The organism is Nonomuraea sp. CA-143628, assembly GCF_050942315.1.
GTDB lineage: Bacteria > Actinomycetota > Actinomycetes > Streptosporangiales > Streptosporangiaceae > Nonomuraea.
The window spans coordinates 8,385,287-8,410,478 of sequence record NZ_CP192072.1 but is presented as its reverse complement, the minus strand read 5'-3'; the positions used below and the strand labels follow the sequence as shown (position 1 = coordinate 8,410,478).

Here is a 25,192-nt window from a genome sequence, read left to right as displayed (position 1 = left end):
GCCCGTTTCCCCGGCAGGGCAAGCGTCTTACCGTGAGCAGGGCGTCCACAGCCTCTACGACCTTGCCGACTACCGTCCGACCGGGGTGAATAGGCTACCTTCTGGTCATGGCTGAGATCGTGTACCCGCCGGTGATCGCCACCGCGCGGACCCTCTTTCGCGTGCTCGACTACCGCTTCCACATAGAGGGGACCGAGCACATTCCGCGCACCGGTGGCGCGGTGCTGGTCAGCAACCACATCAGCTATCTCGACTTCATCTTCGCCGGGTTCGGGGCGGTGCCCGCCAAGCGGCTGGTGCGGTTCATGGCCAAGCAGGATGTGTTCGAGAACCGCATCTCGGGGCCGCTGATGCGCGGCATGCACCACATCCCGGTCGACCGGGGCGCGGGCGCGGGGTCCTACGCGACGGCGCTGCGCATGCTGAAGGCGGGAGAGGTGGTCGGCGTCTTCGCCGAGGCGACGATCAGCCGGTCGTTCACGGTCAAGGAGATCAAGAACGGCGCCATCCGCATGGCTCAGGCGACCAAGGTCCCGGTCATCCCGATGGCGCTGTGGGGGAGTCAGCGGATCTGGACCAAGGGCCGTTCCAAACAACTCACTCTGCGGCACGTACCCATCACGATCCTGATCGGGGAGCCCATGCACCCCAAGCGCGGCGAGAACGTCGACCAGCACGTCGCCGACCTGCACGCGCGGATGTCGGAGCTGGTGGACCGGGCCCAGCGCACCTACCCGGAGATCCCGCCGGGCGTGTGGTGGCAGCCCCGGCACCTGGGCGGCACGGCTCCCACGCCGGAGGAGGCCGCCGCCATGGACGCCGCCGAGGCGGAGGCCCGCGCCAAGCGCGGCGAGGAGGAATGAAGCCCCGTCAGATCGCGGCGGGGTAGCTGCTGGCGCGCATGCCGGCCAATAAACCGGCGGTCTGCTCGGGCGTGAAGCGGCGTACCGGGTCGTGGTGGAGCAGGCCCTCGATGAGAGGTCGCATCACCCCGGCCCGGCGCGGCGGCGGGTAGCCGCCGCTCCTGGCCATGCCGAGCACCGTGGCCGCGTCCTGCCCGGGGTAGGGCGGCTGGCCCTCGATGGCGCTGTAGAGCGTGGCACCGAACGACCACATGTCGGCCTCCTTGCTGGCCGGGCCGCCGTGCAGCCGCTCGGGGGCCATGAACGCGGGCGTGCCGCGCAGCCGCCGGGACGTGGTCATCCGGATGTCGCCCTCGACCGTGGCGATGCCGAAGTCCGTCAGCACCACGCGGTCGCCGGTCAGCATCACGTTGGCCGGCTTCACGTCTCGGTGCAGCACCCCTGCCTGGTGGGCGGTGCGCAGCGCGGCCAGCAGGTGCTGGCCGATCGCCGCCACCGACTGCGCGGGCAGCGTCCCCACCTGGGAGAGCAGCTGGTGCAGTGAGAGGCCGTCGAGGTACTCCATCACGATCCAGAGCTTGCCGCCCTCTTCGATGAGGTCATGGACCGTGACGATGTTCGGGTGGGTGAGGCCAGCGGCCATCCGCGCTTCGCGGAGGACCCGGCGGCGGACCATCTCGGCCTCACCGCTGAGGGTCAGCTCCTTGAGCGCCACCTCCCGGTGGAGAAGCTGGTCGAAAGCCCGCCAGACGACTCCCATACCTCCACGACCGGCCTCCTCGTTAAGGAGGTACCGTCCGCCGATCTCCCGCATGCCATCCCCTCATTGCTCGGGGTAATCATGTCATCTCGAGGTAGGCCAAAGTGTGACTAACGTGATCTGAATGTGTCGGGAACGGAAGGTGCGCTGGTCAAAGGGTGGGAAATTCGATCGTGTAAGGCGCGCCACACAAGCCCCACGCCCACCAAACAGACCCCTGTGGCGCCGAGAAGTACGGTGGTCAGCCCGGCGAGTTCGGCCACCACTCCGCCGAGGGCGGCCCCCACCGGCATCCCGCCCATGCCGATCAGCCGGTAGGCGGAGTTGACCCGGCCGAGCAGTTCAGGCGGGATCAGCCGTTGCCGCGTGGAGATGACCAGCACGTTCGCGGCGGCCCCGATGACGCCCCACACCACGGCGGTCGGATACAGCAGCCAGGCGACGGGCCACACCACCGGCACGAGGTGCAGCAGGGCGCTCACCAGCCAGGCGCCGACCAGCGTCCGGCCCTCTCCGAGCAGCCCGGAGACCCGCTCCGAGACCAGCGATCCGGCCACCGCGCCGACGGCCATCGCGGTCATCATCAGGCCGTACGCGCTGGGGGACAGCCCGATCCGCGACCCGTCGCCGACGGCCCACAGCACGAACACCCCGAAGTAGGCGGCGCTGGCGAAGTTCAGCAGGCCGGCCGAGACGGCCAGCGTCCGCAGGAACCGCTGGGACCATAGGTAGCGCTGGGCCGCCACGATGTCGCGCAGCAGCGAGCGCCTGGGGCCCGCTGTGGCGGCCGTTCCGTAGGAGCCCCTCATGCCCAGCAGGAGCAGGCCCGCCGCGCCGTACAGGAGGGCTGGAGCGCCGAAGACGGCGGCGGGCAGCAGCGTGACCAGGAGGCCCGCGATCGGCGCGCCGGCGAACTCGTTGCCGATCATCTGGACGCTCTGCACCCGCCCGTTCGCCGCCGTGATGCGCTCCGGCGGCACCGCCATCGGCAGCACCGACTGGGCCGAGGTGTCGGCGAAGACCTCGGCCACGCCCGCGATCAGTACGGCCGCCAGCATGACCCACAGGTTCACCAGCCCGAGCAGCCCGAGCGCGGCCGTCGCCGCGAGCACGGCGGAACGGGCGAGGTTGGCCAGCACCATGATCCGCCTGCGGTCGAGCCGGTCGGCGATCGCGCCCGCGTGCAGGGCGAACAGTAACCACGGCAGCGTGGCCGCCGCCCCCGTCAGCGACACCAGCGTGGGGGAGCGGGTCAGCGACACGGCCAGGAGGGGCGCGCCCACTTTGAGCACGCCGTCGGCCAGGTTGGACAGGGCGGTCGACGACAGGAGGAAGCCGAATGATCGGCCGAGACGTGGCATGGCTCACTCCGATAGTGTGTAAGGAAAACTATGCACAGATTTCTTTGCAAAGATAGGTGTGCACAGCCATGGAGAGCAAGCACTATTCGGCCAGGGCGCTCGACGCGAACGCGCTGAAGTCGTTCGCGCACCCGCTGCGACTGCGCATCTACGAGCTGCTCGACGAGCACGGTCCCTCGACGGCCACCCGGCTGGCCGGACTGCTCGGCCAGAACACCGGGGCGACCAGCTACCACCTGCGTGAGCTGGCCCGGCACAGCATGATCGAGACGGTGCCCGAGCTGGGCAAGGGCAAGGAGAAGTACTGGCGGATCGTGCCGGGTGGCTTCTCCTACGGCGATCCCTCGACCGACCCGTCGGCCGACGCCGAGACGGTCGACGCGTTCGCCCGGCTGCTCGACGACCTCATCCGGCAGCGCGGTGCCGAGCTGGCGCGCTGGCGTGAGGAGGAGGCGACGACTCCCGAGGAGTGGGTGCGGGCGAGCGGGTTCGGCCGGCGGTCGATGCGGCTCACCGTGGCCGAGACGACGCGGATGCGTGAGGAGGTGTTCGAGGTTCTGGAGAGGTACCGCGCCGTGGCGGACCGCAGGGACCTCGAGTCCCCGGGTGCTCCGGATCCGGCGACCGGTCGCGTGGTGGTCCACTTCGACGTGCTGCCGGTGGGGGTCAAGGGCGCGATCAAGGACGTCTAGGGATCAAGGACGCCTAGGGACATCCCTAGGCCGGGCCCTGTCGCGACGCCGCCGCTCGCCGCCTAATGTCCAGCATCAAGCTTCCGTCCCCGTCCGCATGCCGGGCGCGGCGCCGCCGACGGAGCGGGCGATGCTCGGCGGCGCCGCCGCCCTCGTCATGTCGCCGACCTCCGAGTCCGCCGGACATAGGGCTCGGAATGGCAGGCGCCCCCGTCCCGGGCTGGAGGGACGGGGGCGTTTGCCGTGCCCGGACGGGACTGGTCGATCAGTATGAGTTAGGTTAGCCTCACCTTAAAGGATCGAGGTGGAGCTGACGATGATCGAGCCCTTTCGCATGTTCGACGTACGCGTGAACCGGTTGGCACGCCTGAGCCCGGCCTTCCTGCGCGTGACGTTCGAGGGGGAGGACCTCCATCACTTCGCGGACAACGGGTTCGACCAGCGGATCAAGCTCATCCTGCCGGTCGACGGGCACGGGCTGGAGCACCTGCCCAGCGGCCCCGACTGGTTCCCGCGCTGGCGCGGCCTGCCCGACGCGCTGCGCAACCCGCTCCGTACCTACACCGCCCGCCTGGTACGCCCCGAGGCCCGCGAGGTGGACGTCGACGTGGTCATGCACGACCACGGCGACGGCCCGGTGGCCCGCTGGGCGGCCGATGTGCGGCCCGGGGCCGTCGCGGTGCTGCTCGGCCCCGACGCCCGCCACGACGGGCCGCACGGCGGCCTGGAGTTCCACCCGCCCGCCGACACCGGGGCGGTGCTGATCGCCGGCGACGAGACCGCGGTCCCCGCGATCTGCTCCATCCTCGAACGCCTGCCGGCGGGCTACGAGGGCGAGGCGCTCATGGAGGTGCCCTGCGCGGACGACTTCCTCCCGGTCGAGACGGCGAGCGGCGTCAAGGTCACCTGGCTGGCCCGCGACGACGAGGAGCGCGGCGCCCTGCTGGTGCCCGCCGTCAGGGCCGCCGCCGACCGGCTGCTCCCGCCGCTGCCCACCCCGGACTCTTTCGACGACATCGACGTCGATGTGGAGGAGCTGTGGGAGGTGCCCGAGGAGGCGCCGTACGGCCCGCTGTACGCCTGGCTGGCCGGGGAGGCGGCGGTGATCAAGTCGCTGAGGCGGCACCTGGTCGCCGAGCGGGGGATGGACAAGCGGGCCGTGGCCTTCATGGGTTACTGGCGGCTGGGCCGCGCCGAGCACAACGAATAAGGGAGTCCCCAGTTATGACCCGCGTCCTGTACGCGCTCGCCGCCATGACCCTCGCCCTGGTCGCCGGATGCGGCTCCGCCCCGCCCCAGGCCCCCGTGGCGGCGGCCTCCGCCTTCTCCGCCACCCTCGACCACAAGTACGGCAGCACGACGATCACCGCCAAGCCCAAGCGGATCGTCACCGTCGGCCTCGTCGAGCAGGACGCCCTGCTGGCCCTCGGCATCGTGCCCGTGGCCACCACCGAGTGGCTCGGCGGGTATCCCGGCGCCATCGGGCCCTGGGCCAAGCCCAAGCTCGGCTCCGCGGCGGTCCCGCAGGTACTGAAGGACACGGGTAGCGGTCCCCAGATGGAGAAGATCGCGGCACTGCGGCCCGACCTGATCCTGGCCCTGTACTCGGGGCTGACCCAGGAGCAGTACACCACCCTGTCCAAGATCGCACCCACCGTGGCACAGCCCAAGGAGCGCATCGACTACGGGATCTCCTGGCAGGAGGTGACCAAGCGGGTCGGCGTGGCCGTGGGCGAGCCCGCCAAGGCGGACGCGCTGGTCAAGCAGGTGGAGGACCGGTTCGCCGCCGTACGGAAGGAGCATCCGGAGTTCGCCGGACAGACCGGGCTGATGGGCACGGTCTACGAGGGCTACTTCGTCTTCGGCAGCCAGGACCCGCGCTCCCGCCTGCTCACCTCGCTCGGCTTCAAGCTCCCCGCCGACCTGGACCAGGCCATCGGCGACAAGTTCGGCGCCAACATCAGCCGCGAACGCCTCGACCTGCTCGACACCGGAGCGCTCCTCTGGAGCGTGACGGACCCCGACAAGGACAAGGCCACCCTGCGCGCCGACACCGTCTACAAGGGGCTCAAGGTGGTCAAGGAGGGGCGCGAGGTGTTCCTGAAGGACGGCACCGACGTCGGCAACTCGGTGTCCTTCCTGACCGTGCTGAGCCTGCCGTACGTGCTCGACACGCTGGTGCCGCGGCTCGCGGCCGCCGTCGACGGGAACCCGGCGACCGAGGTCGGGCTGCCCTCGTGACCCGCCGGGTCGTCCTGGTGGTGGCGTCGGCCGGCGCCCTCGCCCTGATCTGCCTGCTGTCGCTGGCCCTGGGCGCCCGCCAGATCCCCCTGGGCGAGGTGGTCAGGGCGCTGGGCGGCCTGGGCGCGGACCAGGAGACGCGGGAGGTGATCTGGTCCGTACGCGTGCCGCGCACACTGCTCGGCGTGCTCGCCGCGGCGGCACTCGGCCTGTCCGGCACGCTCATGCAGGCGCTCACCCGCAACCCCCTCGCGGACCCCGGGGTGCTCGGCGTCAGCGCGGGCGCGGCGTTCGGCGTGGTGATCTCCATGGGCCTGTTAGGGATCAGCGCGTTGTCCGGGTTCGTGTGGTTCGCGTTCGCGGGCGCGCTGCTGGCGAGCCTCGTCGTGTACGCGATGGCCGGCATGGGCCGTGACGGGATGGCCCCGGTCAAGCTGGCCCTGGCCGGGGTGGCCGTCACCTTTCTGCTCAGCTCGGTGACCAGCGCCATCGTGCTCGTCGATCCCGAATCGTTGAACCGTTACCGGTTCTGGTCCGCCGGATCGCTGTCCGGGCACGGCTCCGGCGTACTGCCGCAACTGCTGCCGTTCATCCTGGCGGGTGCCGTGCTGGCGATCACTTGCGCGCCCGCGCTCAACAGCCTCGCGCTCGGCGACGACGTGGCCCGCGGGCTGGGCCGCCGGGTGGGGCTCGTGCGCCTCCAGGGGGCGGTGGCCGTGATGCTGCTCACCGGCGCCGCGGTCGCCGCCATCGGACCCGTCGTCTTCGTCGGCCTGGTCGTGCCGCATCTCGCGCGGGCCGTCGCCAGGCGCGGCGGGGCCGAGACCGACCACCGGCTCCTGCTGCCCCTGTCGGCGCTGCTCGCGCCGTGCCTGCTGCTGGCCGCCGACATCCTGGGCCGCCTCGTCGTGCCGCCGATCGAGGTGCAGGCCGGGCTGCTGGTCGCCTTCATCGGCGGGCCGTTCTTCATCGTGCTGGCCCGGCGCCAGCGGCTGGCGGAGCTGTGATGAGCCAGCTCACCTTCCGCCTCTCCACGCCGCCCGTGTCGGGCGTGCTGCGCCCTCGGGTCGTCGTGGTGTGCCTGGCGCTGGCCGCCGTGACGTTCCTGGCCTTCTGCCTCGGCATCGGGCTGGGCGAGTTCCCGCTCGGGCTCGGCGAGGTCGTCCAGTCCCTGTTCGGCACCGGCGACCAGGGCATCCTGTTCGTCGTACGGGAGCTGCGCCTGCCCAGGGCGCTGACCGGGCTGCTCACCGGTGCCGCCTTCGGGCTGTCCGGCGCCCTGTTCCAGACCATGACCCGCAACCCGCTGGCCAGCCCCGACATGATCGGCGTCACCCAGGGAGCGGGCGTCGCCGTGGTGGCCGGGATCGTCCTCGGGATCGGATCGGGGCCCGGCACGCAGGTGCTCGGCTTCTCGGGGGCCGTGCTCGCCGCGCTGCTCACGTACCTGTTCGCGTGGCAGCGCGGCACCACCGGGTATCGGATCGTGCTGGTCGGCATCGGCCTGTCGTGGATCTTCACCAGCGCCACCGAATACCTCATGGTCACGAGCAACACCTTCCAGGCCCAGGCCGCGCTCGGCTGGCTCTTCGGCAACCTCAACGGCCGTACCTGGAGCCAGGCCGTGCCGCTGGCGCTCGCCCTGGCCGTGCTCACGCCCGTCGCGCTGCTGCTCGGCCGCTGGAGCCGGGCGCTGCAGCTCGGCGACGAGGTGGCGGTGGTGCTCGGCGCGCCGGTGCAGCGGGCGCGGCTGACGCTGCTGCTGGTGGGCGTCGCACTGGTCGCCTTCGGCACGGCCGCCGCGGGGCCGATCGCGTTCGTCGCCCTGGCCGCGCCGCAGATCGCCCAGCGGCTGGCCCGCACCGCCTGGCCACCGCCGGTCGCCTCGGCGCTGGCCGGGGCGTTCGTGGTCCTGGCGGCCGACCTCATCGCCCGCCGCCTCATCCCGGACGTGGAGCTGCCCGTCGGCGTGGTCACCGGCGTGCTCGGGGCGCCGCTCCTGCTCTGGCTCCTCGCCCGCGGCCGCCGCGCCTAGCGTCGTCCCACGGGCTCCCCCTCCCGTACGGCCGGCGCCGGGATCAGCGCGGCGGTGACCACGGCGACCGCAGCGATCACGGCGAACGTCCAGAAGGCGATCGTGAACCCCCTGAGCGTGGGCACGTGAGCGATGGCCGTGGCGGCCAGGATGGCCGAGGCGACCTGAGCCCCGGCCGCCCCGCCGACGGTCCTGGCGATGGTGTTGACGCCCGTGGCCACACCGGTCTGGTCGGCCGGGGCCGCCGCCACGACCAGCAGGCCCATCGACGCGAACGCCAGGCCGTACCCGATTCCGAGCAGCAGCCCGGCGGGGTAGAACTCCCACAGCGGCGGCGGCCGCAGCGCCAGCACGGCGAAGGTGACGGCCGCGCACGCCGCCCCGGCCCGCAGCGGGACGGCCGCGCCGAACCTGGCGGCCAGGCGTCCGGCCAGCGGCCCGCCGGCCAGCATGCCCAGGGCGACCGGCAGGATGACCAGCCCGGTGGTCGTCGCCGAGCCGCCCAGGCCGTACCCGGTGCTGACCGGGGCCTGTACGAACTGCGGGAACAGGGCCACAGAGCTGAACATCGCGGCACCCACGACGAGTGCGGTCAGGTTCGTCACGGCCATGGCCCGCGTTCGCAGCAGTCGCAGATCCACCAGCGGCACGGGGGTGCGGAGCTGCACCCACACGAACCCGGTCGCCAGCGCGAGCGTCGCCGCCCCCAGCCCCAGCACCGCGGCCGACGTCCAGCCCCAGGCCGCGCCCTGGCTGATCACCAGCAGCAGCCCGACCAGCGTGCCGCAGAGCAGCGCGGCGCCCGGCAGGTCCACCCCTGACACCGCCGCCGACGGCGTCTCCGGCAGCCGGATCGCCCCGACGGCGGCGGGGACGGCGAGCTGCAGGCCCACCCAGAGCAGCGACGGCGTCCCCAGCAGGTCGGCGAGCGGGCCCGCGATCACCATGCCCGCCGCGCCACCGAGTCCCATCATGGCGCTGAGCAGCGCGATCGTGCCGCGCTGCCGTTCCGGTGGCACCAGGTGCCTGGCGAGCCCGAACGTGAGCGGCAGGACCCCGCCCGACGCCCCCTGCACGGCCCGCCCGGCCAGCAGCCACGGGAGCGAGCCCGCCTGCGCCGCCACGGCCGCCAGCACGGTGCCCGCGATGAGCAGGCCCAGGGACGCGATCAGGACGCGGCGATGGCCGTAGAGGTCGCCGAGCCGCCCGGCGATCGGCGTGGCGACGGCGCTGGCCAGCATGAACGTCGTCAGCAGCCACGCGACGGCGCTCAGCGGGGCGCCGGTCTCACGCTGGAAGCCGGGTAAGGCCGCGACCACGATCGTCTGCGCCGAACTGGCGGCCAGGCTCGCGGCGATCAGTGTCGCGCGGGCGGGGGTTGTCGTGGTCAAGTCGCCTCCCTTGGTCAAGGTTAGGCAACCCTAATTCTTGCGGACATCGTCCGCAAGTGTACTGTCGACCGCATGAGCACGCGGGACCGGCGGGCGTGGGGCAGCCTCACCCGCGAGCGGATCGTGGTCGCGGCGCTCGACCTGGCCCGGCGCGAGGGCCTCGGCGCGGTGACCATCCGCCGGGTCGCCGAGGAGGCCGGGGCGTCGCGCATGGCGCTCTATCGGCACGTGGCCGACAAGGAGGCGCTGGTCGAGCTCGTCGCCGACGCCGTCGCCGAGGCGGTGGTGCCGCCGGTCGAGGCGGACCGGCCGTGGCCGGAGCAGCTGCGGGTGTTCGCCCGCGAACTGCGTGCGACGTTGCTCGCCTATCCCGGCTTCGCCGACCTTCTGGCGGCCCGGCACGGACACGGGCCCGGCGCGCTGCGCCTGTTCGACACGGTGATCGGGATCATCAGGAGCGCGGGTCTGGACGGCGCGGCGACCGCGCGGTGGTTCACGGTGTTCATGGACGTGGTGGTGGGGCGGGTCCACCGGGAGTCCTCCGGTGACGGGCACAGCGTGCTGCTCGGCCATGCCCCCGTCGACGTCGAAGGGCTGCCTCATCTGGGCGCGGTCGCTCCCCACCTGGGGTCGACGACGTCGGAGGACCTCTTCGAGAGCGAGCTGACGCTGGTGATCGAGGCCATCCGCGCTCAGACGTCATAGCGCACGCGCGTCCGCCTTAGCCTTGGCTGACGCGGTGCGCGTTCGCTTTCACGGACGCGCACCGGTCATGCCGTGGGGCTATCGGGCCGCGTTCAACGCGTCGACGATGCCCGAGCCGTAGAAGCCGTTACGCGACCTGCCGCCCTCGCAGGTGTGCGTGGCCGTCGTCGTCGTACCGTTCGGCAGGATGCGGGTGTAGGTGAACGCCCGGGGCTCCGGGCACGGGGTCTTGGTGGCGGTCGCCTTCAGCGCCGCCTCCACCGCGTCCGGGTTCATGGTCAGGCCGCCGTGAGCGCGGTCGCGGTGGCCGAACCGGCTGACGATCAGCGCCGCCACGCCCGCGGCCCGCGGCGAGGCCATCGAGGTGCCCTGGAGGTAGGTGTAGTACCCGCAGACCGAGCCGCGGCAGTCGCGCACCACGGACGGGGTGTTCGGCGTGCCGTCGGGGTTGAGCTGCCCGTTCTCCTCGGCGAGCGACTTCGGATAGGCGGCCAGCGTCGCCCTGGTCACGTCACGTGTGTTGGCCGGGTCGTCGTAGGCGTCGCCGCCGGGCGAGGCCACGTCCACGTAGCCGTTGCCGTAGTCGGAGTAGTACGCCTTGCGCTTGCTGATGCCGGTGGACGACACCGCGATCACGTGGTTGCCCTCGCTGGGCATGGACACGCAGCTCGGCGGGATCGTCCGGTCGTACGGCGCCTCGCCGGGCACGCTGGCGAAGTCGGGGCTGGAGCCGTCGACGAGTTCCTTGGTGTAGTCGGTGCCGCCGTTGCCCGCCGCGGAGACCAGCGTCACGCCCCTGGCGTGGGCGTAGTTCAGCGCCCGCTGGGTCGCCTTGATGATGGTGGCCTGCTCCACGCGGTCGGCGGGGGAGTCGGCCGGGTTGTCCACGCAGTTGAACAGCCACGGGTCGATGTAGTAGCTCATGTTGACCACGTCGATGCCGTGGTCGCCCGCGTACGTCAGCGCGTCCACGCTCGGCTGCAGGAAGAAGAAGCCGGAGTCCTGGCCGACCCGGAGGTTGACGATGGACACCTTGGGCGCCACGCCGGACACGCCGAGCCGGTTGATGGGCGAGGCGATGGAGGAGGCCACGTGCGTGCCGTGCTCGTTCTCGTCCACGTCCGCGGGGTCGGTGCAGGAGTGGTCCGGCTCGGCCTCGCAGGGCCCGTCGACCGGGTCGCCGTTGGCGTCGACCGGGATGTCGACCGTGAAGTTACGGCTCAGAGCCCGATTGAAATTGGGTGCTATATCCGGATGTGAGGCGTCCACGCCGGTGTCCAGGATGCCGACCAGCACCCCCGGGTCGCCCTGCTCGTAGCGGTAGGAGCCGTCGGCGGTGGCGTGGATCTGCTTCATGTCCCACTGCAGCTCCGACAGCGGCTCGGCCGTCGGTCCTGGCTTGCCGAACGTGGTGCCGGCGGGGGCGCCGTCAGCGGCCTTCTCCACGGCGTCGCCGGCCTTGCGCGCCTTGGCGGCGGAGCGGGCGGCGGACGGGACCGTTCCGATGGACCGGTTGTGCGCCACGCCCTCGATCGAGTCGTTCGCGGTGACGGCACCGGCGAAGCCCGTGTTGGTGGTGGAGACGGTGGCCACGCCGACCGCGGTGTTCTCCTTGACCACCGTGCCGCCTGCCGCCTGGACGGCCTTGCGGGCGACGTCCGGCTGCACTCCCTCCTTGTATAAGACGATGTATTCGGTTGCCGAGGCGGTTGAGGTCCTGACTGCCTGTGCGGGGCTGACCATAGCGGTAGCCACGAGGGTGCAGGCGGCCAGGACGATGACACGCTTCACGCGTACCTCCGGGCGTAGTTGTATATGTCCACCAATCTGGTCATGTTTCCCGGCTACGTCTATAGGTCCCGCCTACCTCATAAGATGTGCTCGATGAGGCATATCGCGTTCGACCGGCTGCACAATTTCCGGGACTTGGGTGGTTACCGCACCCGCGACGGTCGTACGGTGCGCTGGAGGCGCCTGTACCGTTCCGATTCCCTGGCCAAGCTCCAGGGCGAGGACTGGCGGCGCTTTCTCGACCTGGGCGTGCGCACGGTCATCGATCTGCGCTACCCGTGGGAGATAGCCGCCAGGGGCCGCGTACCGGACAGCGACGGCCTGTCCTACCACAACCTCAGCATCGAGCATCAGCCCTATGACCAGGCCGAGCTGGGGGCGGACATCGACACCGCCCGCTTCCTCGCCGACCGGTACGCCGAGGTCGCGCTGGACGGCGTGGCGGAGTTGGGGCAGGCGCTGAAGGTGATCGCCGCCGAGGAGAGCGCTCCGCTCGTCATGCACTGCGCCTCGGGCAAGGACCGTACCGGGCTGCTGGCCGCGCTGGTGCTGTCCCTGCTGGGGGTGGACGAGGAGACCATCGTGGAGGACTTCGCGCTCACCGAACTGGCCACCGAACGGCTGGTCGCCGACTGGCGGGCGGCCTATCCGGACCGGACGCTGAAGTGGCCGGGCTACGGCCGCGCGCCGGGCGAGATCATGCGGCTCTGCCTGGCGGACCTGGCGGCCGGCCATGGCTCCGTACGGGACTACGCGGCCGACCGGCTGGGCGCCGACGACGAGCTGATCACGGCCTTGCGCGAACGGTACCTGAGCCCGTGACAAGCACCGCGCCCTCGGCGCACTCCATTGGCTCCTCCATATCACCGTAATAGGGGCAAACTGGCTTATCCCCGGACGGCGTTGTCGCGCCTACCGTGACAGCACCCCCACTGTCCGAGGAGACCCGATGCACAAACCCCTGCGTCTCGCGCTCTCTCTCATCCTCACCGTCGCGTTCTTATTGACCGCCTCGCCCGCGCAGGCCGCGCCCCTGGTCAGGACCCTCCGGTACGACGCCAGCCGCGCCGCCGAGTTCCGCGGCGCGGTCGACCAGGCCGCGCAGATCTGGAACTCCAGTGTCGCGAACGTCCGCCTGGTCGCAGGCACCCCCGCCGACTTCGTCGTCGTCGCCGACAACGGCTGGCCCCGCACCCTGCCCACGAGCCTGGGCCGGGGCACCATCTGGATGGGCAGGGAGGCCACCTCACAGGGCTACAACCCCCCGCGCATCGCGGCCCACGAGATCGGCCACATCTTAGGTCTGCCGGACCGGCGCACCGGCCTCTGCTCCGACCTGATGTCCGGCTCCAGCGCTCCGGTGAGCTGCACGAACGCGAATCCGAGCGCGGCCGAACGGGCCCAGGTCGACCGTAACTTCGCCGGAGCCACCCCGCAGGTCGAGTTCGGCCGGGTGCTCGTGGACCGCTGACCGAGTAGAGCGCCGGCACCGCATGACAACACCGGGTCAACACGGGATCTACACGATCTGAACGGGCTTACTACCGGTCACCGCCACTCTTGATCTCGGCCGCCAGAAGAGTCTGGCGGCCGACGTCAACGGGGAGCCGGTGGGAGCGCGGTGTTGAGAACTCGTTGGGCCCTTACGGCGGTGTCAGCGATGGCGGCCATGACCTTGTCATGCCTCGCCGTCCCGTCCTGGGGTGCGGTTCCCGGACGGGGAGCGCGGGCCGCCGGCCCTGAGCCCCAGGTGACCGAGGCCGAAGCGGCGCGGTCGGCCCGTGAGTCGGGGCAGCCGGTTGAGGTCCTCGGCCTGCGCGGTGAGAGACACGAGGTGCGGGCGCAGCCACAGGGCGGGTTCGTCGCGGTCGAGCACCTGGAACCGGTCCGTACCTTGAAGGACGGCACGTGGGTCGGCATCGACACCACCCTGCGGAGGGATCCCGACGGGTCCATCCGGCCCGCGGCCACCACTGTCGATCTGCGGCTGTCCGGCGGCGGCGACGCGCCCATGCTGTCGATGACCCGAGCGGGCCGCCGGATGTCGCTGTCGTGGCCCGGCCGCCTGCCCGCACCCGAACTCGACGGTGACACCGCGCTGTACCGGGGCGTGTTCGGGCCCGACGTCGACCTGCGGGTCCGGGCCACCGCGGACGGCGCGTCGCACGTGCTGGTGGTGAAGACGCCGGAAGCGGCGCGCGATCCCCGGCTGGCCAAGCTCCAGTTCGGGCTGTCGGCACCGGACCTGCGGATGGCGGCGGACACGCGAGGCGACCAATCGGCATTCGACCCGGTGTCGGGCGCCGAGGTGTTCAGGGCGCCGCCACCGAAGATGTGGGACTCCAGCGAGCCGGTCGGGGCATTGGCCGCCTCGGCCACGCCCGGGAACGGAGGGCTGCGCAGGCCGTCGGCGGCGGCGCCGGGGGACACCTCGCGCGTCGCGGTGATGAAGACGAGCGCCGACGCCGGGCGCATGACGCTCGAGCCGGACCAGGGGCTGCTCACCTCCCCGGACGCCAAGTTCCCGATCTACATCGACCCCATGTGGTACGCGCCCGGCGAGTCCGCCAAGCTGATGGTCTCCAGCGGAGGCTGGGAGGACCACAAATTCACCAATGAGGGCATGGGGCGCTGCCCCATCAGCCTGCCCCCGGCCGGCGCCTACTGCGGCAGCTCGCACGTCAAGCGGCTGTTCTACCGCATGCCGACCAGCCGTTTCGCGGGCAAGCAGATCCTGTCGGCGGAGTTCTCGGTCAAGGAGACCTGGGCGCCGTCGTGTGACGGGCGATCGGTGCACATCTATCGGACCACCGCCTTCGGCAAGGACTCGACCTGGAACTCGACCTCCGACAACTGGGCCGACTACCTCACCTACCGGGACGTCGCCAAGGGCCATTCGAGCAGCTGCCCGGCGGGCGACGTGGTCTTCGACGTGGAGTCGGCCGTCAAGGAGGCCGCCAAGAAGGGCTGGTCGAGCACGACGTTCGGCCTGCGGGCCGGGCACGAGGACGACGAGTACGGCTGGAAGCGGTTCGACGGAGACGCGACTCTACGCGTCTACTACAACAGCACCCCGCCGCAGCCGCAGATGAGGCAACTGCACTCCAGCCCCGGCGGTCCCTGCCCGGCCTACGGCCACACCACGCCGGTGAACCGGCTGCCGATGCTGTACGCCGACAACCTCACCGACCCCGACAACAGCGGCGCCGAGGGGGAGAAGCTCAACGCCGAGTTCCTGGTGTCGTGGAAGGACGCCGCCGGCACCGAGCACCAGTGGAGCACCACCACCCCCAAGAAGCAGTCGGCCAAGGGCTCGCACCGATCGTCGTTCTCGGCGCAGGTCCCTTCGGGCCTGATCCCGGTGAACACGGACTTCAACTATCAGGTGCGCGCCTATGACGGCGTGGCCTGGAGCCCGTGGAGCTCGGGTGGCGCCGCCACCAGCTGTTACCTGCGCTACGACCCCACAGCTCCCCGCACCCCCGTGGTCGGCTCGCCCGAGTACCCGGAGCTGAACCCAGAGGACCCGGATGTGACGGCGCGCGACGGCGTCGGCCGCTACGGCTCGTTCACGATCACCTTCGACCCCGAGGTGACCAAGTACGCCTACGCGCTCAACACCACCCCCGCCCCCGCCTCGGCGCTCACCCGCGCCGCCAACCCGCAGACGGTCCAGGTGGTCCCGACGCATCCCGGCGTCAACACCCTGTACATCACCGTGTGGGACGCGGCGGGGAACTTCTCGGTCGGCGACTACCGGTTCTGGGTGAGCGAGGGCGCCCCGGAGAAGGCGCGCTGGAAACTGGACGAACCCGCAGGCTCCACCGCGCTCACAGGTGAGACCCCGGGGATCGCGGCCCGGTCCGGCGCCGGGGCCACCCTCGGCGCGGAGGGCAAGGCCGGCAACGGGCTCAGCCTCGACGGCTACGCCGGTGGCTACGCCGCCACCGACCTCGCCGTCGCCGACACCGCGCAGAGCTTCACCGTCTCGGCATGGGTCCGGCTGCGCAAGAACGACGCCTTCTACAACGTTCTGGCGCAGGACGCGTCCGTCCAGAGCGGTTTCCAGCTCGGCGTGAATCCCGCCCCCAGCTCATGGGTGTTCAAGACCCCGGCGAACGACGTGAAGGGCGGAAGCGGTCCGTGGACGGGGGCGATCGCGCCCACGCCGCCGGAGCTGAACGTCTGGACCCACCTGACCGGCGTGTACGACGCGCCCGCCAAGATGCTCCGCCTGTACGTCAACGGCACCAAGGCGGCCGAGACCCCGGTCACCTCCGTACTCGACGCCAGGGGCGCCTTCCAGATCGGGCGCAGCCTGTACGACGGCGGGTACGCCAACAACTGGCCGGGCGACGTCGACGAGGTCGAGGTGTTCGCCGAGGCCCTGTCCGACGCCGACGCGGCGAGCCTGGCCGCCGGTTCCACACCGGAAGGCCGCAAGCTCGCGGCGCACTGGCGGCTGGAGGAGCCGGCGGGCAACGAGCGGGTCTACGGCGAGGGCGGCGGCCCCCTGCCCGCCACCGTGCACGGCAGCGCCACGCTCGCGGTCCCCGGCCAGGTCGGCACGGCCATGCAGCTCACCGGGCCCGGAGCGTACGCATCCACCGCCGGCCCGGTGCTGAACACGACCGGCGACTTCGCCATCGCCGCCTGGGTGAAGCTGCCGACCACCGCCGCCACGGACATGACGATCGTCAGCCAGGACGGCGCCAACCAGAGCGGCTTCTACCTCAAGTACCGGGCCGCCAACAAGAAGTGGGCGTTCATGCGGACAGCGGGCGACGTCACGGCTCCGACGACGCTCACCGCGTATTCGGCCGCCACGGCGACGCTCGGCCAGTGGACTCACCTGGTCGGGGTCCAGGACGTCGTGGCCGGGAAACTCCGGATCTACGTCAACGGCGTCGAGAGCGGCTCCAACGACCTTCCACCGGTGTGGCAGGCCGGAGGCGGGCTGCAGATCGGCCGGTCCAAGTGGAACGGGGCAGCGGTCGACTACGCGACGGGCGCGATCGACGACGTGCGGGTCTACGACCGGATCGTCTCGGTCGAGGAGGCGCAGGACCTGTTCGCCGTCAAGTCCGACATCTTCGGCCGCTGGCGGCTCAACACCGCGACCGGCACCCCGGCGACCAGCCCCGACTCCGCTCCGGTGGCCGTCAAGCACCCGGTCACGCTGGCCGGCGCCGCGAAGATCACCACCGATCCCGCCCTGGCCGTCGTGACCCCGCCCGACGGCCAGGTGGCCGGGGCGCTCGACCTTCCCGGCGGCGACGGGGACTACGCCACGGCCGACGGGGCGGTGGTGGACAGCGCCGAGAGCTTCACGGTGTCGGCGTGGGTGCAGACGGCGGGCACTCCCACCAGGTCCATGACCGTGCTCGGCCTCGCCGGCGCCACCAACAGCGCCGTGGCGGTGCGCTACGACGCCGCCAAGGGCCGCTACGTCCTGGACGTACCCAGCGTGGACGGGACGGGCGCGACCACCGCGACAGTGGAGCACTCCAGCTTCCACCAGGGCGGCTTCGGCGACTGGGACCACCTGGCGGTCGTCTACGACGGCTTCAACAGCCGGATCACGCTGTACGTCAACGGCGTCCGGGAGGACGCCGCCGAGGCCCCGACGGTGTCGTACCGCGAGAACACCCGGGTCTTCGCGCCCATCACCTCAGTTCAACTCGGGCGGGCCAGAACCGGCGGCGCCTATCCAACGGGCCAGAACTGGCGCGGCCAGCTGGACGACGTCTGGGTGCTGCGCGGCGCGGCCACCGAGGAAGAGGTCGCCTACCTGGCCAACCCGACCGAGATCGACGAGCTCTAGCCGTGGAGGAAGTTGTGCGTAGCGGCAATGGCAGGAAGAGCCGGCGGCGTTCTCCGCGCCTGGTCGCGACCGTGACGGCGCTGCTCGTGTGCGCGGGGCTGCTGGCGGCGGTGCCCGTCGAGGCTCTGCCGGTGGCGGCGGACGCCGCACGGCTGCTGCCCAAGCCGGCGGACCCCGACAAGACGGTGGCCGGGCACGAGGTGAAGGTCAAACCGCGCAAGGTGGACGCGTCCGTGGCCCACCCGGCGCCCTCCGCCACCGTGGCGTGGCCGAAGGCGGGGGTCGCCGAGGTCTCCCTGCCCGCGCCCGGCCTCCGTAAGTCGGACTCCACGGCCGCCGCGAAGGCGGGCACACTCCCGGTCTGGGTCGGTGCCGTCTCGCCCACCGGTGCCGCCACCGCCTCGTCTGCCACCGCCCCGTCTGCCACCGCCTCGTCCGCCACCGCCTCGTCCGCCACCCCGGGCAAGGTGCGGGTGCGGATGCTGGACCGCGCGACAGGGCGGCGCGCCGGCGTCGACGGGGTGGTGTTCTCCGTCGAGCAGGCCGGCGCCGCGCCGGTCCCCGGGAAGATGGCCGTGCGCCTGGACTACTCCGGGTTCGCCCGCGCGTACGGCGCCTCCTACGGCTCCCGCCTGCGGCTGGTACGGCTGCCCGCCTGCGCGCTCACCACGCCGGACGCCGCCGGATGCCGTACGGCCACCCCGGTGGCCTCGGCCAACGACACCGAGCACCAGAGCGTGAGCGCGGAGGTGACGACCGCGTCGGCGGACGGCGCGGCGACGGTGCTGGCGGCCGCGGCGGCGCCCTCCAGCGGCAAGGGCGACTACAAGGCGACGTCGCTGTCGGCGTCGGCGACGTGGGGTGTCGGCCCTCAGTCCGGCGACTTCACCTGGTCGTATCCGATGCGGGTACCGCCGGTGCCTGGCGGGCTGGCCCCGGAGGTCGGCTTGTCGTACTCCTCCTCGTCCATCGACGGCCGGACCTCCAACACCAACACCCAGCCGTCCTGGGCAGGCGACGGGTTCGACCTGTGGCCCGGTTACATCGAGCGGCACTACAAGTCCTGCAAGGACGACGGCGTGCCGAAGAACACCACGCTCGACCTCTACCCCGGCGATCTGTGCTGGGGCTACGACAACGCCACGATGACGCTGAACGGCAAGGGCGGCGAGCTCATCCCCGCGGGCGGCGACAAGTGGCGGATGAAGAACGACGACGGCACCCGCGTCGAGAAGCTGACCAGCGCCTCCCTCGACAACGGCGACAACGACGGGGAGTACTGGAAGGTCACCACCCCCGACGGCACCCAGTACTTCTTCGGGCTGAACACGCTGGCCCTGGAGAACCCGCAGACCCAGTCGGCCTGGACGGTGCCGGTGTTCGGCGACGACGACGGCGAGCCGTGCCACAAGTCCGAGTTCAAGGACTCCTGGTGCCGGCAGGCGTGGCGGTGGAACCTCGACAAGGTCGTCGACCGGGACGGCAACGCCATCACCTATTTCTACAAGCAGGAGACGAACCACTACGGCCGCGACCTCAAGGCCGAGGACGAGACGCCGTACGTACGCGGCGGCTACCTCGACCACATCGACTACGGCCTGCGCTCCGACAACCTGTTCCCGGGCAAGGCTCCGGCACGGGTCAGCTTCGAGGTCTCCGAGCGGTGCCTGCGCTCCGAGGACGCCGACTGCGCGGTGGACAAGATCAAGGACCACCCGGAGTACTGGGAGGACGTGCCCTGGGACCTGCACTGCGACTCCGGACAGGAGTGCAAGGAGGAGCACGGCAACCTCTCGCCCACGTTCTGGACCCGTAAACGGCTGACCATGGTCAAGACCCAGGTCCTCAAGGCGGACGGCAGCGACTACCGCCCGGTGGACTACTGGGAGCTGAAGCACGCGTGGGGGATGGCCGACGTCGACCGGCAGTTGCTGCTGACGTCCATCGTCCACACCGGTCTCGCCGGACCGGACCCGGTCGAGCTGCCCCCCGTGTCGTTCGTCTACACACAGAAGCCGAACCGGGTGGACAAGCTCGGCGACGACCTCGGCCCGTTCGTGAAGGACCGGCTCGGCACGGTGTACAACGAGTTCGGCGGGGTCCTCGACATCAAGTACTCCGACGCCGACTGCACCACGAGCGACCTGCCGACCCCGCAGACCAACCGCCGTCGCTGCTTCCCCACGTACTGGACGAAGACCGACGGCGAGAGCGAGAACCCGACCCTCGACTGGTTCCACAAGTACGTGGTGACCGAGACCGTCCAGACCGACCTGACCGGCGGGTCGCCGGACATGGTCACCAGGTACGACTACGGAGTCGGGCATCCCGCCTGGCACTTCGACGACGACGACGGGCTCACGCCCGAGAAGTACAAGACGTGGTCGCAGTGGCACGGCTACGACAAGGTACGGGTGATCAGCGCGGCCACCAGCGGCGCGCCCGGCCAGGTCGACCACTGGTACTTCCAGGGCATGGACGGCGACCGCCTGAACACCTCCGGCGGCGAGAAGGACGTCAAGGTCTCCGACGACGAGGGAGGCAGCTATCCCGACCACGAGTCCCTGCAGGGATTCGAGGTCCGCACCGTGACCTACGACAAGGCCGGCGGCAGTGTCGTGTCCAAGAGCGTCGCCTCGCCGTGGCACTCCCAGACCGCCTCCCGCACCCGCTCCTGGGGAACCGTCACCGCCAACCTGATCGGCACCAAGACCACCCGGAAGCTGACCGCGCTCGACGACGGGAGCTGGCGGGAGACCAAGGCCACCACCAACGCCTTCGACCCCACGACGGGCGCGCCGACGCAGGTCGACGACTTCGGCGACGTCACCACCGACGCCGACAACCGATGCGTCACCACGACGGTGGCGGCGCAGAACACCACCGATTGGCTGGTCGGCTTCCCGGCGCAGGTACGGACGGTGGCGGCGTCCTGCGGTCAGTCCGCAGACCTCAGCAAGCAGCTCATCTCCGACGGGCGCACCTACTACGACGGCGGGGCCTTCGGAGCGGCGCCGACCAGAGGGCTGGTCACGGCGACCGACAAGGTCGCGGCCACCGGCACCACCAGCACCGCCGTGCGCTATGTGCCGGCCGCCAAGACCGCCTACGACGCCTACGGCAGGCCGAAGGCCGTGACAGTGGTCGACAACACCACGGCCACCCCCGTCGAGCGCACGACGACCACCGTCTACACCGAGAGCGGCGGCCTGACCACCAAGGCGACGGTCACGGGCCCGCCGGTCAAGAGCGGGGACGCCGGCTCGGCGATGACCACGATCACCGAGCTCGATCCCGCCTGGGGGAGTGCCCTCAAGTCCACCGACGAGGGCGACAAGACGACGGTCTTCTCCTACGACGCCCTCGGCCGGGTGAGCAGAGTGTGGGCGCCGGGCCGCGACACCGACCAGCTCCCGAACCGGCAGTTCGGCTACCAGACGGTGGCCGGCCAGATCACTGCGATCTACACCAAGGAGCTCAACAACGACGGCGGTCAGGACACCGCGTACGAGCTGATGGACGGCTGGCTGCGCTCCCGCCAGACTCAGCAGCCCGGCCCGGACGGCGGCCGCCTGATCAGCGACACCTTCTACAACGCCCAGGGCAGCGTGGACCGGACCTACGCCACGTACTACGCCGATGGCGCCCCCGGCGCGTCCCTGTTCGGCGTGGACGCCCCGGGCCAGGTGGAGAGCCAGACCGCCTACACCTACGACGGGCTCGGCCGCGTCGTCGCCGAACGGCTGCTCGCGGGCAACAGCGACGCCGGGGAGAAGTGGCGCACGACCTACGCCTACGGCGGCGACCGGACGACCGTCACCCCGCCCGCCGGCGGTATCCCCACGACCACGGTGGTCGACGCCCTAGGCAGGAAGGTCGAGGTTCGCCAGCACAAGCCGGGCGGCTACGACTCGACCTCCTACAGCTACACCCCCAGGGGACAGCTGGCCTCGATCAAGGGGTACGGCGGCCACACCTGGACCTACGACTACGACCTGCGCGGTCGCCAGATCGAGGTGTCCGACCCAGACAAGGGCGTCACGAAGTACACCTACGACGACCTCGACCAGGCCGTCCAGGCCGAGGACGCGCGCGGCAAGAAGATCGGCACCACCTACGACCCGATCGGCCGCCAGATCGCCCGCTCCGACACGACGAGCGGCAGCCCCGGCACCAAGCTCACCGAGTGGACGTACGACACGGTACGCAAGGGACAGCCGACCGCCTCCATCCGATACGAGAACGGCGCCGTCTACACCGAGGCGGTCAACTTCTACGACAACCAGAACCGGCCGACCCGCACGACCGTGACCCTGTCCGGCCTCCCCGCGGCCGAGTCAGCGCTCGCGCCGTCCGCCGGCTACCAGTTCAACACCGTCTACAACCTCGACGGGACCGTGCAGTCGGTCAGCAGCCCGGCGGTCGGCGGGCTCCCGGCCGAGGTGGTCGCCACCACGTATGACGAGCTCAGCCGTGCGGTGAAGCTGACGAGCAACCTGGCGACGTACGTCATCGGGAGCGACTACAGCAAGACCAGCAAGCTGCTGGGCAGGCGGCTGTCCACCGGGGGCAAGCAGGTCGACCAGACCTACGGGTACGAGTTCGGCACCCAGCGGCTGAAGACCAGCACCACGGTCCACGCCGGCATGCCGGGCGTCGACCGCGACGCCACCTACGACTACGACGACGCGGGCGACATCAGGCAGATCACCGACGTCTCCCGCGACGGCACCGACAACCAGTGCTTCCGCTACGACTACCTGAGGCGGCTCACCGACGCCTGGACCCAGGCGAGCGACGGCTGTGCGACCGATCCCGGCTCGGCGACCCTGGGCGGCCCCGCGCCGTACCGGACCGCGTACACCTTCGACGCCTCCGGCAACCGCGCCACCGAGACGCAGTACGACACCTCCAACAAGCTCGCCGGCACGCGTACCTATGCCTACGCGGGTGGCACCGGCGTCGGCACCTCGTACAAGGGGCACCAACTCGCCACCGTCACCACCCAGACCGGGACAGGTGGGCGTACCGACAGCTACGCCTACGACGCCACCGGCAACACCACCAGGCGGACCACCGGTGCCGGCGACCAGACGCTCTCCTGGGACGTCGAAGGTCATCTCACCAAGGTCGCCGACGCGGGCACCGGTGAGACCAGCTTCGGCTACGACTCGGACGGCGACCGGCTGATCCGCCGCGACCCGACCGGGACCACGGTCTACCTCCCAGGGCTGGAGGTGCACCTCAACAAGGGAGCCACGACCACCCAGGCCACCCGTTACTACAGCCACGACGACGTGACCGTCGCCATGCGCACCACCGCGGGGGTCACCTTCCTGTCGCCCGACCACCAGGGCACCGGGGAGGTGGCGATCGACGCGACCACCGGCGGGTTGAGCAAGCGGCGTTACACCCCGTTCGGCCAGCCACGCGGCACCGCCGCCGGCGTCTGGCCGGGGGAGAGGGGCTTCGTCGGCGGCACCATCGACTCCAGCACGTCCCTCACGCATCTGGGCGCTCGTGAGTACGACGCGGACATCGGCCGCTTCATCTCGGTCGACCCGCTGTTCAACCTGAGCGCCCCGCAGAGCTGGGACGGCTACTCCTACGCCGATCAAAGCCCTGTCACCCAGAGCGACCCCTCGGGCCTTCAACCGGACGGCCCCTGGTGTGGCCCCTATGCCTGCCATCCCGGCGCGAGAGACCCTGGGGCCGGCAGCGACGGCGGCGGACATACCGGCGGCGGCAACTCCACTGGCCACGGCGGCGGCGGCAACAGCGGCGGCGGCAGCGGTGGTGGCCATGGCGGCGGTGGCAACTGGTTCGTCAGGCACCTCCTCAAGCCGGCCTGGAACGCCTACGTAGGCGCCGAGATGTGGGGCTTGCAGAACGGCGCATTCGGCCCTCTCGGCTCTATTGCCTCGATACCTGGAGCCGAAGACAAGATTGCTCATTGGTTGGGAGCGGACCCTGGCTCCAACTGGTACAAAGCGGGCAAACTAGCGCCAGACATCGCCCTCGCTGTGGTCGGTGTCGCAAGCCTGGCCAAATCAGCGATAAAGCTTGGGCTCGCTGGGCTGACCAGATACGCAGCGGCGAGGGCGGCGGGCACGACGGGCCGCGAGATCGCCGGGCAGGTGCTCAAGAAAGCGGCGACCTCCGCCGCTCGTGGCGGAGGCAGGATTCGATCGGGCATAAAAGCCGCCGCCAGAGCGATGGGCCGAGGCTGTAAGGGCAACAGCTTCGTCCCCGGCACGAAGGTGTTGATGGCGGACGGATCCGCCAAGCCCATCGAGCGCGTCAAAGTGGGCGATCGGATCCTCGCCACCGACCCGGGCACCGGCAGTACACAGGCGAAACAGGTCACCGCTTTGATCGTCGGTGAGGGCGTCAAGCACCTCGTCAAGATCACCGTGGACATCGACGGCGACCGAGGCGATCGCACCGGCAGCCTTACCGCGACCGAAGGCCATCCGTTCTGGCTGGACGACCTGCGAGAGTGGCGTGACGCGGACCAGCTGCAGCCGGGCATGTGGCTTCGCACCAGCGCCGGTACTCACGTCCAGATCACTGTCGTCCAGAAGTGGACCGCCACCCAACGCGTCCACAACCTGACAGCCGACGACATCCACACGTTCTATGTGCTGACGGGCTCCGCACCGGTCCTCGTTCACAACTGCAACGGACTGACGGATCCATGGCAGGTGGCGGACAGGGTCTCAGGCGCCAGAGACGGACACATCTGGAAATTGCATGGCCCAGGAACTCCTGCCGTATCGAAGAACGGAACAGCGAGTAAGTTCGGCACCGACACCTCGCCCGAGAACGTCATCGACGCCGTGATGGCCGGCGTCAGGCAGGAGACTTACGGTGGGGTGGGTGAGATTCCCTCGACGCACTACCACCTTTACAACACCGGAGTCAAAGGATTCGGCACCGTGGACGGAGTTCCGACATCTTGGATCAAGATTTATGTCGATGACGCAGGAAATCTCGGCACCGCATTTCCGGTCATCAGATGACATCTGACAACGCCACCTCGCGGGCGAGCCACCTGACGTACATCATCGATGATCATTCGCCTTACGGAAATCCCGAAGTCGGTCTGGATTTGGCGACCACTCCAGGGTACATGCTGTTCTACTCATGCTTCATGGGTGACGTGGACCTGGCAATCGATGGGATCGATTTCAGAACACACTTCGGATGGGTCTCGACGTTGAGCTTTGCCCTGGGCATGCTGCGCTCACTCCACGAACTGCCGGCGAAAGGCGTGTCGGCGGCTGGATTTCTCGAATCCGAATACCGGATCGAATTCCAGCTGAACGCCTCTGATGTTCGGGTATCGTGCTCGTATTCAGAGAATGTGGCGGCCATCGCCTACAGCGAGCTTCTCGCCCTTGCTCGAGGAGGTCTGACAGAACTTCTCCGCAACCTATATGCCAAGTATCCCGGGCTGGTGAGAAATCCGTTTCTAGCGAATGTGCTGGCCCAGCTGGACCTGGCGGAAGATACTTAATGACGCGGGT

At 70.4% G+C, this 25,192-nt stretch carries 16 protein-coding genes; 12 read left to right on the top strand and 4 right to left on the bottom strand.

Features of this window, described 5'->3' with window-relative positions:
- Positions 1-107 precede the first annotated feature (107 nt).
- Positions 108-863 carry a lysophospholipid acyltransferase family protein gene (locus ACQP2T_RS38285; RefSeq protein WP_433509771.1) on the top strand — a complete coding sequence of 252 codons (756 nt, stop codon included), beginning with the start codon at positions 108-110 and terminating at the stop codon, positions 861-863.
- Positions 864-870: 7 nt separating this feature from the next.
- Here ACQP2T_RS38285 and ACQP2T_RS38280 read toward each other — a convergent pair whose 3' ends face one another.
- Together ACQP2T_RS38280 and ACQP2T_RS38275 are read right to left on the bottom strand one after the other, a co-directional pair.
- Positions 871-1,677, bottom strand: coding sequence for a serine/threonine-protein kinase (locus ACQP2T_RS38280; RefSeq protein WP_357945775.1), 807 nt, complete (start codon positions 1,675-1,677; stop codon positions 871-873).
- A 56-nt stretch (positions 1,678-1,733) separates the two neighbouring features.
- The gene (locus ACQP2T_RS38275) at positions 1,734-2,984 is read right to left on the bottom strand and encodes an MFS transporter (protein WP_433509770.1); all 1,251 of its coding nucleotides are present in this window, start codon (positions 2,982-2,984) and stop codon (positions 1,734-1,736) included.
- A gap of 68 nt (positions 2,985-3,052) precedes the next feature.
- Here ACQP2T_RS38275 and ACQP2T_RS38270 point away from each other — a divergent pair, with 68 nt between their 5' ends.
- From ACQP2T_RS38270 to ACQP2T_RS38250, 5 genes are all read left to right on the top strand, one after another.
- A complete protein-coding gene (locus ACQP2T_RS38270; protein ID WP_433509769.1) occupies positions 3,053-3,676 on the top strand; it encodes an ArsR/SmtB family transcription factor in 624 nt (207 codons plus the stop codon).
- Positions 3,677-3,992: 316 nt separating this feature from the next.
- Positions 3,993-4,886: a siderophore-interacting protein gene (locus tag ACQP2T_RS38265; protein ID WP_433509768.1), complete on the top strand. Its 894-nt coding sequence runs from the start codon at positions 3,993-3,995 to the stop codon at positions 4,884-4,886.
- Positions 4,887-4,900: 14 nt separating this feature from the next.
- Positions 4,901-5,917: an iron-siderophore ABC transporter substrate-binding protein gene (locus ACQP2T_RS38260; protein WP_433509767.1), complete on the top strand. Its 1,017-nt coding sequence runs from the start codon at positions 4,901-4,903 to the stop codon at positions 5,915-5,917.
- Positions 5,914-6,924, top strand: a complete 1,011-nt coding sequence (locus ACQP2T_RS38255; RefSeq protein ID WP_433509766.1) for a FecCD family ABC transporter permease — start codon at positions 5,914-5,916, stop codon at positions 6,922-6,924. Before ACQP2T_RS38260 ends, ACQP2T_RS38255 begins: the two co-directional genes overlap by 4 nt.
- Positions 6,924-7,952 (top strand): FecCD family ABC transporter permease, encoded by a 1,029-nt coding sequence (locus ACQP2T_RS38250; protein WP_433509765.1) that lies wholly within the window; start codon positions 6,924-6,926, stop codon positions 7,950-7,952. The genes ACQP2T_RS38255 and ACQP2T_RS38250 overlap by 1 nt, the downstream gene beginning before the upstream one ends.
- Here ACQP2T_RS38250 and ACQP2T_RS38245 read toward each other — a convergent pair.
- Entirely contained in the window at positions 7,949-9,343 is a 1,395-nt protein-coding gene (locus ACQP2T_RS38245; protein WP_433509764.1) for an MFS transporter, read from the bottom strand. The genes ACQP2T_RS38250 and ACQP2T_RS38245 overlap by 4 nt on opposite strands.
- Before the next feature lie 72 nt (positions 9,344-9,415).
- Here ACQP2T_RS38245 and ACQP2T_RS38240 point away from each other — a divergent pair, with 72 nt between their 5' ends.
- Positions 9,416-10,048 carry a TetR/AcrR family transcriptional regulator gene (locus tag ACQP2T_RS38240; RefSeq protein ID WP_433509763.1) on the top strand — a complete coding sequence of 211 codons (633 nt, stop codon included), beginning with the start codon at positions 9,416-9,418 and terminating at the stop codon, positions 10,046-10,048.
- A 78-nt stretch (positions 10,049-10,126) separates the two neighbouring features.
- On the opposite strand, the gene ACQP2T_RS38235 is transcribed toward ACQP2T_RS38240, so the two are convergent.
- Positions 10,127-11,839: a S8 family serine peptidase gene (locus ACQP2T_RS38235; RefSeq protein WP_433509762.1), complete on the bottom strand. Its 1,713-nt coding sequence runs from the start codon at positions 11,837-11,839 to the stop codon at positions 10,127-10,129.
- Between the two features lie 93 nt (positions 11,840-11,932).
- On the opposite strand from ACQP2T_RS38235, the gene ACQP2T_RS38230 reads away from it, so the two are divergent.
- From ACQP2T_RS38230 to ACQP2T_RS38210, 5 genes are all read left to right on the top strand, one after another.
- Positions 11,933-12,661: a tyrosine-protein phosphatase gene (locus tag ACQP2T_RS38230; RefSeq protein ID WP_433509761.1), complete on the top strand. Its 729-nt coding sequence runs from the start codon at positions 11,933-11,935 to the stop codon at positions 12,659-12,661.
- Between the two features lie 127 nt (positions 12,662-12,788).
- Entirely contained in the window at positions 12,789-13,310 is a 522-nt protein-coding gene (locus tag ACQP2T_RS38225) for a snapalysin family zinc-dependent metalloprotease (RefSeq protein WP_433509760.1), read from the top strand.
- A 198-nt stretch (positions 13,311-13,508) separates the two neighbouring features.
- Positions 13,509-17,663 (top strand): LamG-like jellyroll fold domain-containing protein, encoded by a 4,155-nt coding sequence (locus ACQP2T_RS38220; RefSeq protein ID WP_433509759.1) that lies wholly within the window; start codon positions 13,509-13,511, stop codon positions 17,661-17,663.
- Positions 17,664-17,677: 14 nt separating this feature from the next.
- Positions 17,678-24,685, top strand: a complete 7,008-nt coding sequence (locus ACQP2T_RS38215) for an RHS repeat-associated core domain-containing protein (protein ID WP_433509758.1) — start codon at positions 17,678-17,680, stop codon at positions 24,683-24,685.
- The gene (locus ACQP2T_RS38210) at positions 24,682-25,182 is read left to right on the top strand and encodes a hypothetical protein (RefSeq protein ID WP_433509757.1); all 501 of its coding nucleotides are present in this window, start codon (positions 24,682-24,684) and stop codon (positions 25,180-25,182) included. Before ACQP2T_RS38215 ends, ACQP2T_RS38210 begins: the two co-directional genes overlap by 4 nt.
- Positions 25,183-25,192 lie beyond the last annotated feature (10 nt).